Here is a 20,389-nt window from a genome sequence, read left to right as displayed (position 1 = left end):
GCACCGGCCCGCGGCCTCAGCGCGCCGACACTGCGGCCACCACCACGAGCACGCCCAACGCGAGGTTCAGCGCCACCAACTGGCGGATGCGGTTCAGCACCTGGGCCGCAGCCGGCCAGGCCGAGGCATCGCAGAACGCCCGCAGCCTGGGGAACAGCAGCAGGTACAGGTAGGCGAACACCGCGGCCATCACCAGGCCCAGCGTGAACATGGCATGCCAGCCCGGCGGCGCGGCGCGAAAGCCCACCGGCAGCAGCATGGCCAGCCCCGAGCCCAGCAACAGCAGCACGGCGACTGCCATGTATGGCAGGAAACGCGAGAAGGTCGCCACCCACAGCGGCAGCCGCCGTGGTGGCTCCAGCACCTCGGCGGCCGCCGGGCGCAGGCAGAAGTAGGCGAAGAACATGCCGCCCATCCAGGCCATGGCCGCCAGCAAATGCAGCAGGAGCAGTGATTGGTGAAGCATGGTGGTGGTCTCTTCGCAGGCGTTGGGCAGGAGCCGCATTGTTGCCGGCCCGCGGCTGGCAAGATGGCGCCATGTTTTCCCACCACTTCACCGGCGTGCAGGACTTCGAGCGCGCCCTGGCCTTCTACCGGCCGCTGCTGGCCTCGCTGGGCCTGCAGCAGCGCTTCGTCGATCCTTCGCGCCCCTGGGCCGGCTGGCAGGTGCCCGGCCAAGCCCGCCCGCTGTTCGTCATTGCCGCACCGCACGACGGCACCCATGCCCCCGGCAACGGCCAGATGGTGGCCTTCCTCGCGCCCAGCCGCGAGGCGGTGCGCCAGGCGCATGCCATTGGCCTGGCGAATGGCGGCACTTGCGAAGGCGAGCCCGGCCTGCGCCCGCACTATCACCCCGACTATTACGGCGCGTATTTGCGTGATCCGGAGGGCAACAAGATCGGGTTGGCATGCCATGCCCCGGAGGCCGAAGCCGGCAGCTGAAGCCATGCCGCCAGGCAGGGGGTGGCTTCATCAGAGGCAGCTGGCGCCTGGCGTTTGGCGAGCAGCGGCGGCTTCAGTCGCCCACGGCCAGCAGGCTGCGGGCTTGCTCCCGGGCCTCTTCGAGCGACCATCTGCGGCCTTCCTGCCAGGCACGGTCGAAGGCGTCGTCGTCCTGGAGGGCGTGTCGCGCGGCCTCGCGCAGGCGCTGCAGCCGCGCGGGGCGCATCGAGAACAGGGCCCGCTCTTCCCGGTGGCGCTGCACGCAGCCCCACACGCCCGCTGCAGCGACAGCGTGGCCGGGCACCTCCAGCGCGCCCGCAAACACGTCCAGCCATTCCAGCAACTCGTTGTACTGCCCGCGCGGCAGCCCATCGAAGGCCCGGCGCAATTCCGCCCTCGCGGCGGGCAGGTCCCCGAGGTCCTGCGCGACTTTCGCCAGCTGCATCCGCGCGTAGGCCACGCCACCACGGTCGCCGAACGCGATAAAGCCCTGCAGGCTCTCCTGCAACGCGGCCCGGGAAGCCTCGAGGTCCTTGAGTTCCTGCATCAGCAGCGACCACATCGTCAGCGTGGCCGCGGTATTCCACGGCCCGATGCTGCGAGCGACCGCCAGGCACTGCGACAGCCAGGTTCTTGCCGTGGGCAGGTCACCGGACGACAAGGACGATTGCGCCAGCACGGCCAGCGCAAACGAGATGGTCCGCAGGTCACAGAACTCGCGCGCGATCGACAAGGCCTCCTCGGCCATGGCCCGTGCCGCCACCAGCTCGCTGCTGTAGGCCAGCACTTCCGCCAGGTTGGCGAGCGAGGCCGCGAGCCGCTGGCGGTCGCCCAGTTGCTGCCACAGGTCGGCCGCCTCCCGCAGCCTGGCCTCCGCCGCGGCCTGGTCGCCGTTGAAGGCCACCAGCGCGCCGGCCCCGTGCAATGCCATCGCGCGGGCCGGGCCGCGTTCGTCGGCCGGCGCCAGCGCCAGCAGGCGCCCCAGCCACCCCACGCCCTCGCCATAGTTGCCGCGCGTCTGCCAGAACGTGACGAGAAGGCTCGCGAGCCGCAGGCCCTGCACGGCACGGGCGGGCTCGCCTTCGCACCAGGCCAGGGCCGCGCGCAGGTTGTCCTGCTCGGCATCCAGCTGCGGCAGCGTCTGCTGCAAGACCGCGTCGAGCGAACCGTCCAGCGCACCGGCCAGGCCGATCAGGTACTGGACATGGCGGTCGCGCACCGCCACTTCCTCGCCGCTTTCGCGCAGCCGGTCCTGCGCGTAGTGGCGCACCGTCTCCAGCATCTTGAACCGGGGGTCGCCATCGGTCGCCTGGGTCGCCTGGGTGATGACGAGGTTCTTGTCGACCAGCGCGGCCAGCAGGTCCAGCAGGTCGCCGGGCGCCACGCCTTCGCCGCTGGCGATCTGCTCGGCCGCCGCCAGCGTCCAGCCGCCGGCAAAGACCGACGCGCGGCGCAGCACGGCTTTCTCGGGCCCGCTCAGCAGTTCGTGGCTCCAGTCGATCAGCGAGCGCAGCGTGCGATGCCGCGGTAGCGCCGTGCGTGAACCTTCGGTCAGCACACGGAAACGGTCGTCGAGGCGCTGGCTCAAGGCCTCCAGCGACATCACGCGCACGCGCGGCGCAGCGAGCTCGATCGCGAGCGCGATGCCGTCGAGGCGGCGGCAGATGGCCGCCAGCGCGGGGGCGTCGGCGGCAGTGGCCTCGAAGTCCGGCCGCTGCAGCCTGGCGCGGTCGACCAGCAGGCGCACGGCCTCGCTGGCCAGCAGGCCGTCGCTGGCGTCATCGGCTGGCATCGACAGCGACGGCACCCGGTAGTTCAGCTCGCCCTCGATGCCCAGCCGTTCGCGGCTGGTGACCAGCAGTGCGAGCCGGGCGCACTGGCGCAGCAGCCGGTCGGCCAGCTGCGCGCAGGCATCGAGCAGGTGCTCCGCGTTGTCCAGCACCAGCAGCACGCGGCGCGACGCCAGCCAGCCGATCAGCGTGTCGGCAATCTCCTGACCCGGTGGCGCCTGGATGGCCAGCGCCTTGGCCACGGCCCAGGGCACCAGCTTCGGGTCACCGAGCGGCGCCAGGTCGACCAGCCAGACCCCATCGGGATGCTGCTCCAGCATGGCGCCGGCCACCACCAGCGCCAGCCGCGTCTTGCCGCACCCACCTGCGCCAGTCAAGGTCAGCAGCCGCGTGCTTTCCAGCCAGCGCCGGATGTCGGCGATTTCGCGCTCGCGGCCGATGAAGCTCGTCAACGCGTGCGGCAGGTTGTGCGGCGTGGCCGGCGCGGGCAGTGCCTCGACCGGCGCCGTGGCCAGCGTGAACCGGTAGCCCTGCCCGCTGACGGTGGCGATGGCCGGCACCCCCAGCACCCTGCGCAGCGCTGAAACATGCGCCTGCAGCGCGTTCTCTTCGACCACCACCTGGCCCCAGACCCGCCGCAGCAGTTCGGTCTTGGTCACCAGATGCCCGGCGCGTTCCACCAGCACGGTCAGCACGTCGAACGCCAGCGGGCGCAGCGCCACGGCGGCCCCCGCGCTCAGCAGCCGCCGCTCGTCGAGCTGAAGCTCGAAGCGGCCAAAGCGATAACGAACCGGTGCGGCCGAAGCAGGCATCGTTGCAAGCTCCTGGGGAAGGTGGGTGCACCGAGTCTAAATCTCTGAAACCCGGCGCATCAGGAAAGCTTCAGGATAGCTTCAGCTCCGGTCCACCACGCGGCAAAACAATCCCGACGTCCTCCCAGCTCGGAGCAGCGACGTCATGCCTCAGGTCCAAACCCGTTTCCGTGAGATCGAGTCGATGGCGCCGTTCCGGCGCTCGCCCGATGTGCACCAGCCGCGCGAGGCCGCCGTCACCGGCAAGGTGCCCGCCTGGCTGCGGGGTGACCTGCTGCGCACCTGCCCGGCCGTGTTCGCCCAAGGCGACTGGCAGGCCCGCCACTGGTTCGACGGGCTGGGCCAGGTCTACGCTTTCCGCATCGGCAGCGGCGCAGTGAGCTTCCAGTCGCGCCTGCTGGACAGCGAGGCCGCGCGCGAGGTGGCGGCCGGACGGGCGCAGCGCTCCTCGTTTGGCACACCCACCGGCCGCACGCCCTGGCAGCGCCTGCTGCAGCCGGTGCAGCGCAGCACCGACAACACCAATGTCAACATCGTGCAGATGGGCGACGAGCTGGTCGCGATGACCGAAGGTGCGCAGCAACTGCGCATCGACGCGGCCACCTTGCGCTCGCTGGGCGTGCGGCCCTATGCACAGGACGGGCTGGCCGGCACGCTGATGAGCGCGCACCCGCACCGTGACTTCGCGCGGCGCCAGGTCGTGAACCTGGCGACCAACTTCGGCAGCAGCGGTGGGGTCGTCTCGCTCTACGAACATGGCGACGGCGAGCACACGCGCCGGGTCATCGGGTCCTGGCGGACCGAGCGCGTGCCCTACCTGCATTCCTTCGGCCTCACGCCCTCGCGCGCGGTGCTGCTGGCCCACCCCTTCTCGGTGAAGCCGCTGGCCATGCTGTGGTCCAACCGCGGCTACATCGACCACTTCGAGTGGCGCCCGCAGGACGGCACGCGGCTGGTGGTGATGGACCGCGCGACCGGCGCCACGACCGAATACGAAACCGACGCGATGTTCGTCTTCCACGCCGTCAACGCCTTCGAGCGTGGCAGCGAGACGGTGCTGGACGTGCTGGCCTATCCGGACGCCGCGATCATGGAAGACCTGCGCGTGGCCCGCATGGTCGAGCGGCTGCCGGACCTGCGGCCCTCGCTGGTGCGCATCACGATGCGGCCGGGCCAGCCACGCGCCGAGCTGCAGACGCTGAGCGAAGCCGGCTTCGAGTTCCCCTGCATCCACTACCGCCGGCACAGCGGCAGCGACTACCGCTTCGCCTGGGGCGCGGCCGACGGCCCCGCGGCAGCTGACGGCAGCGGCGGCTACACCTCGTCCATCGTCAAGGTGGACCTGCACAGCGGCATGGGCCGCAGCTTCAGCGACGGCGAACGCATCTACGGCGAGCCGGTGTTCGTCGCCAGGCCCGGCGGCACCGACGAGGACGAGGGCGTGCTGCTCTCGGTGGGCTGCAGCCAGCAGCAGCGCAGTTCGGCGCTGGCCATCCTGGACGCTCGCACGATGGCGCTGCTGGCCTCGGTGGAGGTGCCTGCGGCCATCCCGCTGGGCTTCCACGGCTCCTTCGTCCACGCTCAAGGAGGCAGAACGTGAGCACCACCAACACCAGGGCCGTGCACGGGTTGGGCCCGCGCCCGCCGCTGCCGACAAAACACCGGTCCATGGCCAGGCGGTTGGCCGGCGTGGTCGCCGTGGTCGTGGCCGCCGCCGTGGCCTACCTCTGCCTGTGGCCGGTGCCGGCAGAGCCGGTGGCCTGGCCAGCGCCCACGCCGCCCGGCTACGTGGGGCCCCATGCCGCGAACACCCGCCTGGCCGGGCTGCACGCCCTGGACATCGGCACCGAGTACGGCCCCGAGCACATCGCGTTCGGGCCGGACGGCAAGCTCTACGCCGCGATGACCAGCGGCACGCTGCTGCGCATGGACGCCGATGGCGGCCAGCGCGAGGTGCTGGCCCGCACGGGCGGGCGGGTGCTGGGCTTCGACTTCGACCGCCAGGGCCGGCTGCTGGCCGCCGATGCGATGCGCGGGCTGCTCGCCATCGGCACGGACGGCAAGGTGGAAGTGCTGGCCGACCACGTGAGCCCGGACGACCCGATCCGCTATGCCAACTCAGTGGTGGTCGCACCGGACGGCACGGTGTACTTCACCGATGCCTCGGGCCGCTTCGCGCCTTCGCAATGGGGCGGCACCTACGAGGCCAGCGTGCTGGACATCCTGGAGCAGGCCGCCACCGGCCGCGTGCTGGCCTACGACCCGGTGGCACGCAGCACGCGCGTGGTCGCCCGGGGCTTCTCGTTTGCCAACGGCCTGGCGCTCTCGGCGGACGGGCAGTCGCTGTTCGTCGCCGAGACCGGCCGCTACCGGGTCTGGAAGCTGGACCTGGCCGCGCGCGACCTGGACGTGCAGCAAGGTACGCCGCAGGCCCGCGTGCTGCTGGACAACCTGCCCGGCTACCCGGACAACCTGATGCGCGGCCGCGAAGGCCGCATCTGGGTGGGCCTGTTCAAGCCGCGCAACCCGGCGGCCGACAGCCTCGCGCAACACCCCTTCCTGCGCAAGCTGCTGCTGCGGCTGCCGCGCGCCTGGCTGCCGCTGGGCCAGCCCTACGGCCACGTCTTTGCCATCACCGAAGACGGCCGCGTCGTCGAGGACCTGCAAGACCCGACCGGCGCCTACCCGCAGACCACAGGCGCCACCGAGACCGCCCAGCGCCTCTACATCCACAGCCTGCATGCACCGGCCATCGGCTGGCTCGCGCGCTGAGCCTGTACCTCAAACCCCTCAACAAGGAGCCCTGACATGACGCATTTCAACCGCCTCCATCGCTTGTTGCGCCTGATGGCGCTGCTCGCCCTCCCGCTGCTGGCGGTCGCCCCCGCTGCAGCACAACAGGCCCAACAAGCCTCACCCACCCAGGAGAAAGCCAAAGTGAAAAACATCGTCCTCGTTCATGGTGCCTGGGCCGACGGCTCGGGCTGGCAAGGTGTGCATGAGCTGCTGCGGGCCAAGGGCTACGCCGTCAGCATCGTGCAGAACCCGCTGACCTCGCTGGCGGCCGACGTGGCGGCCGTGCGCCGCGTGATGGCGCGGCAGAACGGCCCGGCCCTGCTGGTGGGCCACTCCTACGGCGGCGTGGTCATCACCGAAGCCGGCAACGTGCCGAACGTGGCGGGGCTGGTCTACGTGTCGGCCTTCGTTCCGGACGCGGGCGAGTCCGTCACCTCACTGCTCGACGGCGGCGCCGCGCCACCGGTGCAGCCATCAGAAGATGGCTACCTGTTCTTCGACGCCAACATCTTCCCGCAGGCCTTCGCGCAGGACCTGCCACCGGCGCAGGCCGCCTTCCTCGCTGCCGCGCAGATCCCGCCGGCTGCGGCGGCCTTCGAGGCCAAGATCACGCAGCCGGCCTGGCGCACGCACAGCAGCTGGTACGTGCTGTCCACCGAGGACCGCATCATCCCGCCGGCCGCGCAACGCAAGATGGCCGGCCGCGCGAATGCGGCCGTCAAGGAGGTGCGCGGCAGCCACGCCGCGTATGTCTCGCAGCCCGTGGCGGTGGCCGAGGCCATCGACGAGGCCGCACGCGCCCTGGTCCGCTGAGCGCAGCGCGCACGACAGGAGCCCGACATGAGACGACACGGCAGCCCTTCTGAAAGACGGCGCGGCTTCGGTGTGCATGCGCTGGTGTTCGTGCTGGGCATGGCCCTGCTGGCCGGCATCAACCTGCTCTGGACGGGCCCGCCGTACTGGGTGCTGTGGGTGCTGCTGGGCTGGGGCATCGGCCTGGTGGCCCATGGGTGGGCCGTGCTGGGTGCAGGGACTCGCAACGAGTTTGGAAGCGCGAGGCGCTAGGAGGACCAGCATGTTCAACGAAGCCTACGAGCCGCAATGCCGGGCCACCAAGGCCCATTGCACCGACGCCCGCCAGCTGCGCCGCCGCCGGCTGACCCTGCTGGCCCTGGCACTTGGCACCTTCTGCATCGGCACGTCCGAGTTCGCCAGCATGGGCATCCTGCAGTTGTTCGCCGCCAGCCTGGGGCTGAACCTCGCCAGCGCCACCCACGCCATCGAGGCTTATGCCTTCGGCGTGGTGCTGGGCGGTCCGGCCATCACCATCCTGGCCGCCAAGCTGAACCGCAAGCATCTGCTGCTGGCCCTGATGGCGATCTTCATCGTCGGCAACGTGCTCTCGGCGCTGGCCACCGGCCTGGGCAGCTTCGCGCTGGCCCGCTTCATCAGCGGCATTCCGCAGGGCGCGTACTTCGGTGCCGGCGCCGTGGTCGCGTCCTACATCGTCGGCCCCGGCCAGGGCGGGCGGGCGTTTGCCCTGGTGATGACCGGGCTGACGGTGGCCACCATCTTCGGCTCGCCGCTGGCCACGCTGCTGGGCCAGACGCTGGGCTGGCGCAACGCCTACCTGGCCGTGTCGGCGCTCGGCGTGCTGTCGTTCCTGGCGCTGTGGCTGCTGGTGCCCCGCTCCAGCGCGCTGGATGGCGGGCCGGTGCTGCAGGAACTGCGGGCCCTGAACCGCCCGGCCGTGTGGGCCATGGTGGCCGTGGCCGCGCTGGGCGTGGCCAGCATCTTCGCGGTCTACACCTTCATCGGCCCCTTCGTGACGGACGGCGCCGGGCTGGACGCGTCCTGGATCCCCATCGCGCTGGGCCTGTTCGGCGTCGGCATGACGGCAGGCAACGTCTTCGGCGGCTGGCTGTCGGACCGCCACCCTTCGCAGGGTTTGACAGCGGGCTTCGGCAGCGCGCTCATCGCGCTGGCGCTGCTGGCCGTGGGCGGCCAGAACCCCTGGGTGCTGATGGCCGGCATGCTCGCCGTGGGCGCCACGATGATGGTTGCGATCCCCACCATCCAGATCCGCCTCACCCAGGCCGCGCCCGACGCCCCAACGCTGATGGGCGCGATGAACCTCGCCGCCCTGAACGTGGCCAACGCCATCGGCGCCTGGGCCGGCGGCCAGACCATCGCCCAGGGCCACGGCCTGCTCTCCGCCGTCTGGGCCGGCTTCGCGCTCACGCTGGCGGGGCTGCTGCTGTTTTTGCTGGTGGCTCGCAAGCCCTCCGACGGCCAGCCGGCGCGCGCGCTTTATCCGCTGTAGGCGGCCACCCTCACGCGAGATGATACGTCCGCGGTCCCAGGCCGGCCCCTGTCCAGCATTGCCGCGCAGCACGACGGTACCCATGCGCCAAGCAAAGGCCAGAAGGTGGCCTGCCTCGCGCTCGGCTACAGGGTCAGGTACCGCGGCCGCGGACCCATTCGGCCATGTCTTGACGGTCGAACTCCAGGAGGTGCTGCACGATGTCTTGCCCCTCAGCGTCGAGGGCCTTGACGTCGGCCCCATTGGCCAGGAACCAATCGAACAAGTCCTTGTATTCCAGCGACGCGACCTCGAACAGCGCCGGCGTGCCGAACTTGTTCTTGGTGTCGAGATCAGCGCCTCGGGCGTGAAGCCACACCACACCGTCCAGAGCGTTCTCCACGGCCAAAAAGTGAAGCACGGTCTCGCCGATGCCATCGGTGTGGTGCAGCAAGGCCGGCTGCATGTCCAGAAGATGGGCCGCAGCGTCGAAGTCGCCCGCGTAGAGCGCATCACGCAACGCGTACCAGGATTGTGGTGTGTCACTCATGGTGCGGCATGTTCGATACAAGAAGCGGCCTGCGTCTCGGCAGAAGCAATCGCCGTGACGGGAAGATCATTCATGTGTTTCAAAGTTGCGCCAAAGCTTCAGCGGCGACGCGGTCGACCTCTTCTGTGCGCTCCGAGTCGGTTGGAAACCGGACGATGCGGCGCAGTTCGCCCTCGAGGGCTTCGGCAAGTGACTTGGAGCGGGCGACGACCGCCGAGATAACGTAGTACTTCCAGACATCATCCTGAGTCTGGAGAATCTGCCGAACATATGGCGCCAAGTCAGCACCGATGCGTTCAAAAAAGGGCGCTAACACTCGGGCGACAGGCCAGTTGATGTCCTGCAGCCACATCAGCAGTTGCATGGTCATCGGCTCCACGTCGGGCCAGCCTAGCTTGACTGCTGTTTCGGCCGCCGACAGATCGGACTTGTGGCGCGGTAAGAGGGTTTCCAAGTTCATGCTGGTGATGTGTGAAATGGCGGACAACAGGCGCTAGCGGCGCTCTAGGGTGAGGAACTGGCAGCCCTGCCACCTTCGTCCACGCCAGCAAGCCCCTCAGCGCGCCGAGACCGCCGCCACCACGACCAGCACGCCCAGGCTGAGGTTCAGCGCCACCAACTGGCGGATGCGGTTCAGCACCTGGGCCGCAGCCGGCCAGGCCGATGCGTCACAAAACGCCCGCAGCCTGGAGAACAGCAGCAGATACAGGTAGGCAAACACCGCGGCCATCACCAGGCCCAGCGTGAACATGGCGTGCCAGCCCGGCGGCGCGGCGCGAAAGCCCACCGGCAGCAGCATCGCCAACCCGGAGCCCAGCAGCACCAGCACGGCCACTGCCATGAACGGCAGGAAACGCGAGAAGGTCGCCACCCACAGCGGCAGTCGGCGAGGCGGCTCCAGCACCTCGGTCGCCGCCGGGCGCAGGCAGAAATAGGCGAAGAACATGCCGCCCATCCAGGCCATGGCCGCCAGCAGGTGGAGCAGGAGCAGTGATTGGTGAAGCATGGCGATGGTCTCGTGGCAGGCGTTGGGCGGAAGCCGCATTGTTGCCGCCCCGCCGCTGGCAAGATGGCCCCATGTTTTCACACCACTTCACCGGCGTGCAGGACTTCGAGCGAGCCCTCGCCTTCTACCAGCCATTGCTGGCCTCGCTGGGCCTGCAACAGCGCTTCGTCGATACCTCACGCCCTTGGGCCGGCTGGCAAGTCCCCGGCCAACCCCGCCCGCTGTTCGTGATTGCCGCCCCACACGACGGCCCTCACGCCCCCGGCAACGGCCAGATGGTCGCCTTCCTCGCCCCCAGTCGTGAATCGGTGCGCCAGGCGCATGCCATCGGCCTGGCGAATGGCGGCACCTGCGAAGGCGAGCCGGGCCTGCGGCCGCACTATCACCCTGATTACTACGGCGCCTATTTGCGCAACCCGGAGGGGAACAAGATTGGGGTGGCGTGCCACGAGGCGGAGGCTTCTTAAGCGTCGAATTGCCAGCCGTGCCGTGGCGATCCAAAATGCAACCGTTTTGGTTGCAAAAGACAATCTTCACCATGCCGACCTCCTTGACCCTGAAGAACATTCCAGATGCGGTGTACGAGCGGCTGAAGGCTGCTGCCGAACTGCACCGCCGAAGCTTGAACAGCGAGGCCATCGTGTGCCTGGAGTCTGTGCTGATGGCTGGCCGTGTGGCGCCGAGCGATCGCCTGGCACGCGCTCGCGAACTCAGAGCCGGCCTGCCACCGGTGCAGTTCTCCGCGAAGGACATTGATGCAGCCAAGCGGGCAGGCCGCAAGTGATCGTGGTCGACAGCAATGTGCTGGCCTACCTGTACCTGCCAGGGGAGTTCACCGCCGCAGCCGAAGCCCTGTTGGAGCGAGAGCCGGAATGGGCTGCGCCGCCCCTGTGGCGCAGCGAGTTCCGGAACATTCTGGCCGGCTGCATGCGCCGCAAGATGCTGAGTTTCGAACAAGCCTGCAGCCTTCAGGCTGAAGCTGAATCCCTGATGGAGGGATTCGAATTCGACGTGCATTCGCGGGAAGTCATGGCGCTGGTGCGGGCCAGCGAGTGCTCTGCCTGCGACTGTGAATTCGTCGCGCTGGCTGAACGCCTGGATGCCAAGTTGGTGACGATGGACAAAAAGGTGCTGAAAGCCTTTCCTGAACGAGCCATTTCGCTTGTGGCTTGACAAGGCCTGGCAAGCGACAGATGGCGCAAGTGCGCAGCTACAAGGCCAAGAATGGCCTGCAGTTTCGTTGCGACGAAGACATTCTTCCGCTCATCGAACTTGTGCATCACACTGATCAATCAGATCGCGGCTGCGCGATCTATCGTCATCCGTCAGGCCGCACTCTGCCGGCGGGCCTTGCGCTTGGGTGGCTGTGATGCCAACCACTCCTTGAGCGCAGCGTTCACCCTGGTCTGCCAACCAGGGCCGCTGGCCCGAAGCGCACCGACGACGTCGGGGTCAAGCCGAATCGCAACTTGTTCCTTGGCGGGCTTCTTGGCTGGGCCCCGGCTACGGCGCAGCGCTGCGATGGTTGCCGTGACACCCCCTCCGGGCGTCACTGCGCCCTGCGTCCAATTGACATTGGACGCCGCCGATGGGGCGTCGACGGCCGCCGCCTTTGCGGCGGCGATCTCTGCGGCACTAAAGGGCTTGGAAGTAGTCGTCGGTTTCTTGGCGGTCGGCATAGCGGCAGGAGATCAAGTGCGCGGTGTCATCACCTCGCGGGGTCCACACCAAGAAGACGACTCGTCCTTGCCACATGCCAAGACTCTGCAGCCTCAGCTCGCCGTAGCTCTCGCGCGCGTCTTCCACCGTGATCATTGGGAAGTCGAACATGGGCGCCAGATCAGCAAGATCAATCTTGTGCTTCCGGATGTTCCCCCGACGCTTCGTCTCGTCCCAGGTGATCATCTTCAGAATGTAGATGCGATCTGATGGCCGGTCAACCGACAGTCTTCCGGGAGGATGAACAGCACCCTGCGCCATCGCCGCGACCGCCAGCGCATGATTCCGGCTGGACGCCTACAGCGCCGGAAGTTGCCGCTGCAAATGCTCCGCAAACTCCACCGCCAGCGGCGGCGGTCTTCGCAGGTCGAAGGCGACGGCCAAGCCGACGTCGGGCAGGCGGGGCAGCAGTTTGTTGCCGGTGGGAAGGACCTGCAGGTCGGTTGGCACTGCGGCCTGGGTCAGCACGGCAATCGCCTGGCCTGAGCGCACCACGGCCAGCAGGCCGGAGATGCTGCCGCTGGCGTAGGCGACGCGGTAGGCGCGGCCGATGGCGTCCAGGCCTTCGCAGGCGGCGCGGTGATCCAGCGTGTCGGGGTCGGACAGGGCGAGTTGCAGCGGTTCGCGCAGCACGGCGTCGTCGTCGTGCTTGCCCACCCACACCAGCGGCTCGCGGCGCACCACGGGCGTGGGGTCGTCCTGCGCGGTAGAGACCAGCGCCAGGTCCAGCTCGTGGCGCTTGAGCCGCTCGCGCAGCCGCGGCGTGGGCGCGCACAGCACTTCCACGAAGACCTGCGGGTGGCGGCCGGCGAAGCTGCGCAGGATGTGCGGCAGGAAGGCGGTGGCGTAGTCGTCCGGGCAGCCGAAGCGCAGCGTGCCCGAGAGGCCGGCGCCGGAGATGTCGGCCACGGCCGCGTCATGGTGGCGCAGGATGGTGCGGGCATGGGCCAGCAGGCGCTCGCCGTGCAGCGTGAGTTGCACGCCGCGGCCGGTGCGATTGAGCAGCGGCTGGTTCAGCATGGCCTCCAGCTTCTTGACCTGCATGCTCACGGCAGCCTGCGTGCGACCAACCCGCCCTCCCGCACGGCCCAGCGTGTGGGTCTCGGCAATGGCCACGAAGGTGCGCAGCAGGTCGATGTCGAGGTGGCGGGTCATGCATCGGATCTCCAGCCATCCATCTTGCCATCAAGCTACCTGATAGCTGGTTTCAAAAATATCAGCTTTCCTTGACCCCTTGACGTTCGTAAGCTGGGGGCGAATCAAGCCACCCACAGGAGCGCCCATGTCCCGCAATGACGACCCCGCCTTCTGGCAGCACGCCCGCCAGCACCTGATCCGCTACGGCGGCAGCTTCGAGCCGATGATCATCGAGCGGGCGCAGGGCAGCTTTGTCTATGACGCCGACGGCCGCGCCATCCTGGACTTCACCTCAGGCCAGATGAGCGCGCTGCTGGGCCACGGCCACCCGGAGGTGGCTGCGGTGGTGGCCGAACACGCTCGAAACCTGGACCACCTGTTCAGCGGCATGCTGAGCCGCCCGGTGGTGGACCTGGCCACGCGCCTGGCCGAGATTGCACCGAAAGGCCTTACCCGCTCGATGCTGCTGAGCACCGGCGCCGAGGCCAACGAAGCAGCCCTCAAGCTGGCCAAGCTCTACACCGGCAAGTTCGAGGTGGTGAGCTTCGCCCAGTCCTGGCACGGCATGACCGGGGGCGCCGCCTCGGCCACCTACAGCGCCGGCCGCAAGGGCTACGGGCCGGCGGCGGTGGGCTCGTTTGCCATTCCCGCGCCCTACCCCTACCGGCCGCGCTTCGAGCGCCACGGCCGGTTCGACTGGCAGGCCGAGCTGGACTACGCCTTCGACCTGATCGACCGCCAGTCCAGCGGCAACCTGGCCGCCTTCATCGCCGAGCCCATCCTCAGCTCCGGCGGCATCCTCGACCTGCCGCTGGGCTACTTGGCCGCGCTGAAGCAGAAGTGCAGCGAGCGCGGCATGCTGCTGATCCTGGACGAGGCGCAGACCGGCGTGGGCCGCACCGGGCTGATGTTCGCCTGCAACCGCGACGGCGTCTCACCCGACATCCTGACCCTCTCCAAGACCCTGGGCGCCGGCCTGCCGCTGGCCGCCGTGCTCACGTCGGACGAGATCGAAGAGACCTGCCACGCGCGCGGCTTCCTGTTCTACACGACACACGTCTCCGACCCGCTGCCTGCCGCGGTCGGCCTGAAGGTGCTGGAGGTGGTCGAGCGGGACGGGCTGGTGGAGCGCGCCAGGCTGGCCGGCCAGCGGCTGGAGCGCGGCCTGCGCGCGCTGCAGGAAGAGTTCGCCTGCATTGGCGACGTGCGCGGCCGCGGCCTGCTGCTGGGCCTGGAGGTAGTGAAGGACAGGGCCGGCAAGGAGGCCGCGCCGGAGCTGGGCTCGGCCATCACGCGCGAATGCATGCGGCTGGGCCTGAGCATGAACATCGTGCAGCTGCCTGGCATGGGCGGCGTGTTCCGCATCGCCCCGCCACTCACCGTCAGCGACGAGGAGCTGGACCTGGGCCTGTCGCTGCTGCGGCAGGCGATGCAGAAAGTGGCGTGAACAATCGTCCAGGGACCTCGCGGCATCCTCTGCCTGGATGATGGTGGTGGCGCAGGGCCGGTGCTAGCGTCGCCGCTCCCCACCCATACCAAGCGAGTTCCAGATGACGAAGTACCTCCCCGCAGCACCGTTGCGCAAAACCCTGGCCCTGTTGGCGCTGGCTGCACTGACCAGCCCGGGCTGGGCCCAGGACGTGGGCCTGTCCACCCGCACCCATGCCATTGCCTGGACGCTGGACTTCGACAACCAGCCCGTCGAAGCCTTCGACTACAGCGACAGCGCCACCACTGCCGGCCTCGGCAACGACTACTCCACCTCCATCGGCGACGCCATCAACGGCACGCATGCCAGTTGCCAGGCCGGTGGCAGCCTCGGCTGGATCACGGCCAGCAGCAGCGCCAGCTACCCGGCCCATGGCAGCTACGACTTCTCGCTGTACGCCAAGTGCATCGCCGAGGTTCACTCGCGCGACCGCATCCTGGCCAGCGCACCGGGCGTGCCCGCCGGCACCATGATGAAGTACACCGTCACGGTGGACACGAACGCCTACTCGAACGTCATCGACCCCTCGCTGACACCCGACGCGGTGGTCGCCCGCCTGCTGGTCACCGTGGCCGACGACAAGCACAAGGCCGACGCCAGCATCAACAACACCGACGCCTCGGTCGAACCGCTGAGGCTCAAGCGCACATTCCAGGTGCCGGCCGGCAGCTACTTCGACATCGACGCGATGCTCAAGACCAAGGCCAAGTCCTTCGCCGGCGAAGGTGCCAGCGGCGCCTCTGCCACCGCCGACTACGCCCGCGTGCGCGTGCGCTCCGAAACGCCCAACGCCAACATCACCGGCGTCTCCGGACACTCCTACCGCTGACGCAGAGAGCCGAAGGGCGCCGGGCTTCAGCGCCCGTCCGGCCGCCGCGTGCCGGCGCGGGCCGCCTTCTTCTGCGCCTTCTCGGCCTGGGCGGCCTCGGCCTCGGCACGCCAGGCGGCAAAACCTTCCGGCGTCTCCAGCGTCACCCGGCCCAGCGCGGCCGAGCGGTAGTCGTTCAGCAGGGCTTCGGAGGCCTTCTGCATGCTGACCTTGCCGCCGCTCTGCACCGCGCCGCGCGCACGGCCAATGCCGGCCAGCACGTCTTCGGACAGCATGCCCGCCACGTCCTGCAAGCGGTAGCGCGCTTCGAGCAGCGGTGCGTAGTCCGGCTGCAGCGTCTCGATCAGCTCCAGCGCCACCTCTTCCTCGTCGTACGCATTGCGGCCCACCGAGCCGGCCGCTGCCAGGTGGTAGCCGCTCTTGGGCACCAGGATCTTGGGCCACAGCATGCCGGGCGTGTCGTAGAGGTAGGCATCGCTGGCCAGCGAGATGCGCTGCTCGTTTTTCGTGATGCCCGCCTCGTCGCCGGTCTTGGTGGCCTTCTTGCCAACCAGCGTGTTGATCAGCGTGCTCTTGCCGACGTTGGGCACGCCGCAGATCAGCACCCGCAGCGGCTTGGCCATGCCGCCGCGGTTCGGTGCCAACTCGCGGCAGGCGGCGGCCAGGCGCGCGGCCGGCGCGGCTTCGCTGGCATCCAGTCCGATGGCGCGGGTCTCGGGCCTGGCGTTGAAGTGGTCCAACCAGGCCGCCGTGCGCGCGGGGTCGGCCATGTCCTGCTTGTTCAGCACCTTCAGCGCCGGCTTGGCCCCAGTCAGCTCGGCCAGCAGCGGGTTTTCGCTGGAGCCGGGCAGCCGCGCATCCAGCAGCTCGATCACCACGTCCACCCCCAGCTTCATGCGCTCGATGATGGCCTTGCGCGTGGCATGCATGTGGCCGGGGAACCAGTTGACGGACATGGGGAGAACCTTGGAACAGAAACGGGACCGGCCCGCGCTCGCGGCCGGCAACACCCATTGTCCCAGTTGTCAGCCATCAGCCCGCCAACGCCTTCATCTCCGCGTACAGATCGGCCTTGCCTTCGAAGCCGATGCCAGGCAGCTCGGGCAGCGTGACGTAGCCGTTGTCCACCTTCACGCCGTCGGGGAAGCCGCCGTAGGGCTGGAACAGGTCGGGGTAGCTTTCGTTGCCGCCCAGGCCCAGGCCGGCGGCGATCGCCAGCGACATCTGGTGCCCGCCGTGCGGCACGCAGCGCGCGGGCGACCAGCCGTTCTCCTTGAGCATGTCCAGCGTGCGCAGGTATTCCACGCAGCCATAGCTCAGCGCGCAGTCGAACTGCAGCCAGTCGCGGTCGGGCCGCATGCCGCCATAGCGGATCAGGTTGCGCGCGTCCTGCATCGAAAACAGGTTCTCGCCGGTGGCCATGGGCTTGGCATAGTGGTTCGCGAGTTCCGCCTGCAGCGCGTAGTCCAGCGGGTCCCCGGCTTCCTCGTACCAGAACAGGTCGTACTGCGACAGCGCCTTGGCGTACTCGACGGCGGTCTTGACGTCGAAGCGGCCATTGGCATCCACCGCCAGTTGCTGGCCCGGGCCCAGCAGCTTGAGCACGGTCTCGATGCGCGCCATGTCTTCCTTGAGCGAGGCGCCGCCAATCTTCTTCTTGACCACCGAATAGCCACGGTCCAGGTAGCTCTGCATCTCGCGCTTCAGGCCTTCCAGGCCCTGGCCGGGCCAGTAGTAGCCGCCGGCTGCGTAGACGAAGACCTTGCGATTGGCCCGGCCGTTGCCATGGCGCTCGGCCAGCAGCTGGTAGAGCGGCTTGCCTTCGATCTTGGCCACGGCGTCCCACACGGCCATGTCGATGGTGCCCACGGCCACCGAACGCTCGCCGTGGCCGCCCGGCTTTTCGTTGCTCATCATCGTGGCCCAGACCTTGTGCGGGTCCAGGTTCTCGCCCGTAACGTCGAGCAGGCTCGCGGGCTCGGCTTCCAGCAGGCGCGGGCGAAAGCGCTCGCGGATCAGCGCACCCTGGCCGTAGCGGCCATTGCTGTTGAAGCCGTAGCCAATGACTGGCTTGCCATCGCGGATGACATCGGTGACCACGGCCACCAGGCTCAGCGTCATCTTCGAGAAGTCGATGTAGGCGTTGCGGATGTTCGACTTGATGGGCTTGGTTTCTTCGCGGATGTCGATGATCTTCATGGCGTTTTCAGTCCTTGTTTCAAACGGTTCAGCGGGGCAGCGAGGCCCCGCCGCAGATGGCAATGTCCTGGCCGGTGATGGCGGCGGCGGCGGGCGACAGCAGGAACAGCACCAGTGCGGCAATCTCGTCGGGCTGGATCAGCCGGCCGATGGGCGGCAGCACCGGCGGCGCAGCCTGGCGGGCCGGGTCGTCGGTCATCGCGGTCTGCGTGGCCGCAGGCGAGACCACATTGACGGTGACGCCACGCGCCACCACCTCGGCGGCCCAGCTGCGCGCCAGCCCGGTCAGCGCCGCCTTGGTGGCCGCGTACTGGCTGCGCCCGGCCTTGCCCTGCGCCACGCGGCTGCCCACCAGCACCACGCGGCCACGGCCGGCCTCGGCCATGGCCGGCAGCAAAGCATTGGCCAGCCGCTCGGCGGCCGCCACGTGCAGCCGCCACATCAGCGCGGCGTCGTCTGCCTGCAGCCTGCCCAGCGGGCCCACGCGCAGCACGCCGGCCGCGTGCACCAGCGCGGCAGCGCCGGTCAGGCTTGCTGCTGCAGCGTCGGTGGCCGCGGCGTCGCTCAGGTCCACGCGCACGGACTGAAAGCCGGGGTGCGACAGCACAGGCGGCGCGAGGTCCAGCCCGGCCACCGTCCAGCCCGCTTCCAGCAGCGCCCTGCCGATGGCCAGGCCGATGCCCGAGCTGCTGCCGGTGAGCACCGCGAGCGGGGTGTCATTCGGCACGGATCTTCCCCTCGGTGATGATGCGCTGGGACAGCACCATGTCCTCGTGCTGGAAGTGCGCAAAGTCCTCGATGGAGCCTGGCGTGAGCAGCAGGCCCTGCGCCGGCAGCCGCTCGGGCATCTCGCCGGCCGTGAGGGCCTTGTTGACCTCGGCATTGAGCCGCGTGGCCATGTCCTTGGGCAGGCCGGCCGGGCCCCACAGGCCGTACCAGCTGTAGAACTCGTAGCCCGGCACCGTTTCGCCCACGGTGGGCAGCTCGGGCTGGCTGGCCAGCCGGTTCTTGGAGGTCACCGCCAGCACCTTCAGCTGGCCCGCCTTGGCAAACGGCACCGAGCCCAGGATGGGATCGATGAAGGCGTCGATCTGGCCGCCGATCAAGTCCTGGTAGGCCGGCGCCGAGCCCTTGTACGGCACGATCAGGTATTCCATCTGGCCCGCACGCCGCAGCAACTCGGTGCTGAGATGGCCCGCCGAACCGGTGGAGCCAATCGCAAAGGTCAGCTTGCCGGGATTCTGCTTGCCGTAGGCCAGCAGGCCCTTGATGTCGTTGAAGGGCAAGTGCTTGTTGACCGACACCGCCAGCGGCGCCTTGGCCACCAGCGCCAGCGGCGCGAAGTCCTTCACCACGTCGTAGACGGGGGTCTTCTGCGTCATCGGGGTGGTGGTGAAGGTGGACGCGGTGAACAGCAGCGTGTAGCCATCGGCCGGCGCACGCGCCACCATGCCGGCGCCCAGCGTGCCGGCGCCGCCAGGGCGGTTGTCGACGATCACCGTCTGGCCCAGCTGCTGCCCGAGCTTCTGGGCCAGCATGCGCCCCACCACGTCCAGCGTGCCGCCGGGCGGGAACGGAATGATCATCGTGATCGGCTTGGCCGGCCAGGCCTGGGCCGAAGCCGTGCCGGCCACGCAGGCCAGCGCTGCCGCGGCCATCCCGCGGATGAATTGTTGGCGTTGCATCGTGTTGTCTCCTGATTTTTTGTCTGCGATCTCTGGCGCACCCGGCGCTGCCGCACTCAGCGCTGCAGCAGCCCCGCGTTGGCCAGCGCCGCGCGCAGCGCCGCCACTTCCGCATCGGTGGGCATCTCGGTGGGCGGGCGCACGGTGGGCGCGTCCAGCACGCCTGCCAGGTACATGCCCATCTTCATGCGCGCATGGGCCTCGCCGGTGGGCTCGCCGCCGCCGTACACGGCATCCTTGAGCGGCGTGATCAAGGCCTGCGCCGCCTGGGCCTTCTTCAGGTCGCCGGCCTTCACGGCTTCCCACAGCTCGTGGATGAGGCCGGGGATGAAGGTGGCAAAGCCCACCAGCGCACCGTCCACGCCCTGCACCATGGAGGCCAGCAGGTACTCGTCGTGGCAGGTCAGGATGACCTTGCTCGGGTCTGCCAGGCGGATCGCGGCAATGTCGGCGGCGTACTTGTTCATGTCGCGCTGGCCCACCTTGAAGGCGGCCACGCTGGGCAGCTTCGCCAGCTCGGCCATGGTGGCCGTGCTGTACGAGGCACGGGTCCAGGCAGGGTAGACATGGGCCACCAGGTCCAGGCCCACCGAGGCAATGGCCTCGAAGTATTGCGTCACATGGTCGGGCCGGAAGCCAAAGCGCAGCCAGTGGTGCGGCGGCATCACGTCCAGCGCCTTGGCGCCGGCCTCGCGGGCCATGGCGGCCTGCTCCGTCGCATCGCGAATGCCTTCGCAGACGATGGACGAGATCACCGGCAGGCGCCCCTGCAGCTCGCTGGCGACAATGCGCGTGACCTCGGCACGCTCGCGCGGCAGCAGGGAGAACACCTCCCCGGTGTGGCCGTTGGTCATCACCGCCACCACACCGGGCTGGCCGGCCAGCCAGGACGCGTGCTTGCGCAGTGCAGGTTCGTCGATGCGGTGATCGCTGGTGAAGGGGCAGGCGATCGCGGGAATGATGCCGCGGTAGTTCGCAATGGTGGCCATGGGGCGTGTCTCCTGTTGAATAATCGCTGCCCATCTTGCGTGAGGCCGAAGCGGCTTGCCAATGCTGCTTCAGCCTTCTTCGATGCTCCCAAAGCACTGCCCATGAAGTCCCTTCGCTCACGTCGATCCCCCTGTCCGAGGGGC

25 protein-coding genes are annotated in these 20,389 nt (G+C 68.9%); 12 read left to right on the top strand and 13 right to left on the bottom strand.

Annotated features, from left to right (window positions below; genetic code table 11):
* Positions 1 to 16: 16 nt before the first annotated feature.
* Positions 17 to 466: a CopD family protein gene (locus tag AC3WR5_RS12105; RefSeq protein WP_492484679.1), complete on the bottom strand. Its 450-nt coding sequence runs from the start codon at positions 464 to 466 to the stop codon at positions 17 to 19.
* A 71-nt stretch (positions 467 to 537) separates the two neighbouring features.
* Between AC3WR5_RS12105 and AC3WR5_RS12100 the strand changes: the two genes are divergently transcribed.
* Positions 538 to 942, top strand: coding sequence for a VOC family protein (locus AC3WR5_RS12100; protein ID WP_492484677.1), 405 nt, complete (start codon positions 538 to 540; stop codon positions 940 to 942).
* A gap of 73 nt (positions 943 to 1,015) precedes the next feature.
* Here AC3WR5_RS12100 and AC3WR5_RS12095 read toward each other — a convergent pair whose 3' ends face one another.
* Positions 1,016 to 3,544, bottom strand: coding sequence for an ATP-binding protein (locus tag AC3WR5_RS12095; protein ID WP_492484675.1), 2,529 nt, complete (start codon positions 3,542 to 3,544; stop codon positions 1,016 to 1,018).
* A 145-nt stretch (positions 3,545 to 3,689) separates the two neighbouring features.
* Here AC3WR5_RS12095 and AC3WR5_RS12090 point away from each other — a divergent pair, with 145 nt between their 5' ends.
* Genes AC3WR5_RS12090 through AC3WR5_RS12070 form a run of 5 tightly spaced genes read left to right on the top strand, consistent with a single transcriptional unit; the run spans position 3,690 to position 8,663 of the window.
* The gene (locus AC3WR5_RS12090) at positions 3,690 to 5,144 is read left to right on the top strand and encodes a carotenoid oxygenase family protein (RefSeq protein WP_492484673.1); all 1,455 of its coding nucleotides are present in this window, start codon (positions 3,690 to 3,692) and stop codon (positions 5,142 to 5,144) included.
* On the top strand, positions 5,141 to 6,316 hold the full coding sequence (locus AC3WR5_RS12085) for an SMP-30/gluconolactonase/LRE family protein (protein WP_492484671.1): 1,176 nt from the start codon (positions 5,141 to 5,143) through the stop codon (positions 6,314 to 6,316). The genes AC3WR5_RS12090 and AC3WR5_RS12085 overlap by 4 nt, the downstream gene beginning before the upstream one ends.
* A gap of 36 nt (positions 6,317 to 6,352) precedes the next feature.
* Positions 6,353 to 7,153 (top strand): alpha/beta hydrolase, encoded by an 801-nt coding sequence (locus AC3WR5_RS12080; protein WP_492484669.1) that lies wholly within the window; start codon positions 6,353 to 6,355, stop codon positions 7,151 to 7,153.
* 27 nt (positions 7,154 to 7,180) lie between these two features.
* Positions 7,181 to 7,405 (top strand): 2TM domain-containing protein, encoded by a 225-nt coding sequence (locus AC3WR5_RS12075; RefSeq protein WP_492484667.1) that lies wholly within the window; start codon positions 7,181 to 7,183, stop codon positions 7,403 to 7,405.
* Between the two features lie 10 nt (positions 7,406 to 7,415).
* The gene (locus AC3WR5_RS12070; protein WP_492484665.1) at positions 7,416 to 8,663 is read left to right on the top strand and encodes an MFS transporter; all 1,248 of its coding nucleotides are present in this window, start codon (positions 7,416 to 7,418) and stop codon (positions 8,661 to 8,663) included.
* A gap of 133 nt (positions 8,664 to 8,796) precedes the next feature.
* Here AC3WR5_RS12070 and AC3WR5_RS12065 read toward each other — a convergent pair whose 3' ends face one another.
* The 3 genes from AC3WR5_RS12065 to AC3WR5_RS12055 all read right to left on the bottom strand — a co-directional run bounded on the left by AC3WR5_RS12065 (position 8,797) and on the right by AC3WR5_RS12055 (position 10,198).
* The gene (locus tag AC3WR5_RS12065; RefSeq protein ID WP_141289345.1) at positions 8,797 to 9,192 is read right to left on the bottom strand and encodes an ankyrin repeat domain-containing protein; all 396 of its coding nucleotides are present in this window, start codon (positions 9,190 to 9,192) and stop codon (positions 8,797 to 8,799) included.
* 79 nt (positions 9,193 to 9,271) lie between these two features.
* A complete protein-coding gene (locus tag AC3WR5_RS12060) occupies positions 9,272 to 9,652 on the bottom strand; it encodes a DUF5071 domain-containing protein (protein ID WP_492484663.1) in 381 nt (126 codons plus the stop codon).
* A gap of 96 nt (positions 9,653 to 9,748) precedes the next feature.
* Positions 9,749 to 10,198, bottom strand: coding sequence for a CopD family protein (locus tag AC3WR5_RS12055; RefSeq protein WP_492484661.1), 450 nt, complete (start codon positions 10,196 to 10,198; stop codon positions 9,749 to 9,751).
* A gap of 71 nt (positions 10,199 to 10,269) precedes the next feature.
* Between AC3WR5_RS12055 and AC3WR5_RS12050 the strand changes: the two genes are divergently transcribed.
* From AC3WR5_RS12050 to AC3WR5_RS12035, 4 genes are all read left to right on the top strand, one after another.
* A complete protein-coding gene (locus tag AC3WR5_RS12050; RefSeq protein ID WP_492484659.1) occupies positions 10,270 to 10,665 on the top strand; it encodes a VOC family protein in 396 nt (131 codons plus the stop codon).
* 83 nt (positions 10,666 to 10,748) lie between these two features.
* Positions 10,749 to 10,982, top strand: coding sequence for a FitA-like ribbon-helix-helix domain-containing protein (locus AC3WR5_RS12045; RefSeq protein ID WP_492484657.1), 234 nt, complete (start codon positions 10,749 to 10,751; stop codon positions 10,980 to 10,982).
* Complete coding sequence (locus tag AC3WR5_RS12040) at positions 10,979 to 11,371, top strand: type II toxin-antitoxin system VapC family toxin (RefSeq protein ID WP_492484655.1); 393 nt, start codon at positions 10,979 to 10,981, stop codon at positions 11,369 to 11,371. The genes AC3WR5_RS12045 and AC3WR5_RS12040 overlap by 4 nt, the downstream gene beginning before the upstream one ends.
* Before the next feature lie 29 nt (positions 11,372 to 11,400).
* The gene (locus tag AC3WR5_RS12035; protein WP_492485492.1) at positions 11,401 to 11,568 is read left to right on the top strand and encodes a hypothetical protein; all 168 of its coding nucleotides are present in this window, start codon (positions 11,401 to 11,403) and stop codon (positions 11,566 to 11,568) included.
* On the opposite strand, the gene AC3WR5_RS12030 is transcribed toward AC3WR5_RS12035, so the two are convergent.
* From AC3WR5_RS12030 to AC3WR5_RS12020, 3 genes are all read right to left on the bottom strand, one after another.
* Positions 11,524 to 11,877 carry a BrnA antitoxin family protein gene (locus AC3WR5_RS12030; protein ID WP_492484653.1) on the bottom strand — a complete coding sequence of 118 codons (354 nt, stop codon included), beginning with the start codon at positions 11,875 to 11,877 and terminating at the stop codon, positions 11,524 to 11,526. The genes AC3WR5_RS12035 and AC3WR5_RS12030 overlap by 45 nt on opposite strands.
* A complete protein-coding gene (locus AC3WR5_RS12025; protein WP_492484651.1) occupies positions 11,834 to 12,103 on the bottom strand; it encodes a BrnT family toxin in 270 nt (89 codons plus the stop codon). The genes AC3WR5_RS12030 and AC3WR5_RS12025 overlap by 44 nt, the downstream gene beginning before the upstream one ends.
* A 111-nt stretch (positions 12,104 to 12,214) precedes the next feature.
* Positions 12,215 to 13,072, bottom strand: coding sequence for a LysR substrate-binding domain-containing protein (locus AC3WR5_RS12020; protein ID WP_492484649.1), 858 nt, complete (start codon positions 13,070 to 13,072; stop codon positions 12,215 to 12,217).
* A gap of 127 nt (positions 13,073 to 13,199) precedes the next feature.
* On the opposite strand from AC3WR5_RS12020, the gene AC3WR5_RS12015 reads away from it, so the two are divergent.
* Positions 13,200 to 14,501 carry an aspartate aminotransferase family protein gene (locus AC3WR5_RS12015; RefSeq protein ID WP_141287981.1) on the top strand — a complete coding sequence of 434 codons (1,302 nt, stop codon included), beginning with the start codon at positions 13,200 to 13,202 and terminating at the stop codon, positions 14,499 to 14,501.
* Positions 14,502 to 14,604: 103 nt separating this feature from the next.
* The gene (locus tag AC3WR5_RS12010; protein ID WP_492484647.1) at positions 14,605 to 15,372 is read left to right on the top strand and encodes a hypothetical protein; all 768 of its coding nucleotides are present in this window, start codon (positions 14,605 to 14,607) and stop codon (positions 15,370 to 15,372) included.
* 26 nt (positions 15,373 to 15,398) lie between these two features.
* Here AC3WR5_RS12010 and ylqF read toward each other — a convergent pair whose 3' ends face one another.
* From ylqF to AC3WR5_RS11985, 5 genes are all read right to left on the bottom strand, one after another.
* A complete protein-coding gene (gene ylqF / locus AC3WR5_RS12005; protein ID WP_492484645.1) occupies positions 15,399 to 16,328 on the bottom strand; it encodes a ribosome biogenesis GTPase YlqF in 930 nt (309 codons plus the stop codon).
* 76 nt (positions 16,329 to 16,404) lie between these two features.
* On the bottom strand, positions 16,405 to 17,571 hold the full coding sequence (locus AC3WR5_RS12000; RefSeq protein WP_492484643.1) for a mandelate racemase/muconate lactonizing enzyme family protein: 1,167 nt from the start codon (positions 17,569 to 17,571) through the stop codon (positions 16,405 to 16,407).
* A 28-nt stretch (positions 17,572 to 17,599) separates the two neighbouring features.
* Entirely contained in the window at positions 17,600 to 18,298 is a 699-nt protein-coding gene (locus AC3WR5_RS11995; protein WP_492484642.1) for an SDR family NAD(P)-dependent oxidoreductase, read from the bottom strand.
* Positions 18,288 to 19,256, bottom strand: a complete 969-nt coding sequence (locus tag AC3WR5_RS11990; RefSeq protein WP_492484640.1) for a Bug family tripartite tricarboxylate transporter substrate binding protein — start codon at positions 19,254 to 19,256, stop codon at positions 18,288 to 18,290. The genes AC3WR5_RS11995 and AC3WR5_RS11990 overlap by 11 nt, the downstream gene beginning before the upstream one ends.
* A 56-nt stretch (positions 19,257 to 19,312) precedes the next feature.
* Positions 19,313 to 20,245: a dihydrodipicolinate synthase family protein gene (locus tag AC3WR5_RS11985; RefSeq protein WP_492484638.1), complete on the bottom strand. Its 933-nt coding sequence runs from the start codon at positions 20,243 to 20,245 to the stop codon at positions 19,313 to 19,315.
* Between the last annotated feature and the right edge of the window lie 144 nt (positions 20,246 to 20,389).

The sequence above is a fragment of the Ideonella sp. FW305-24 genome (assembly GCF_058788035.1).
The sequence above is the reverse complement of the archived record's forward strand: the minus strand, read 5'-3'. Positions and strand labels throughout refer to the sequence as shown.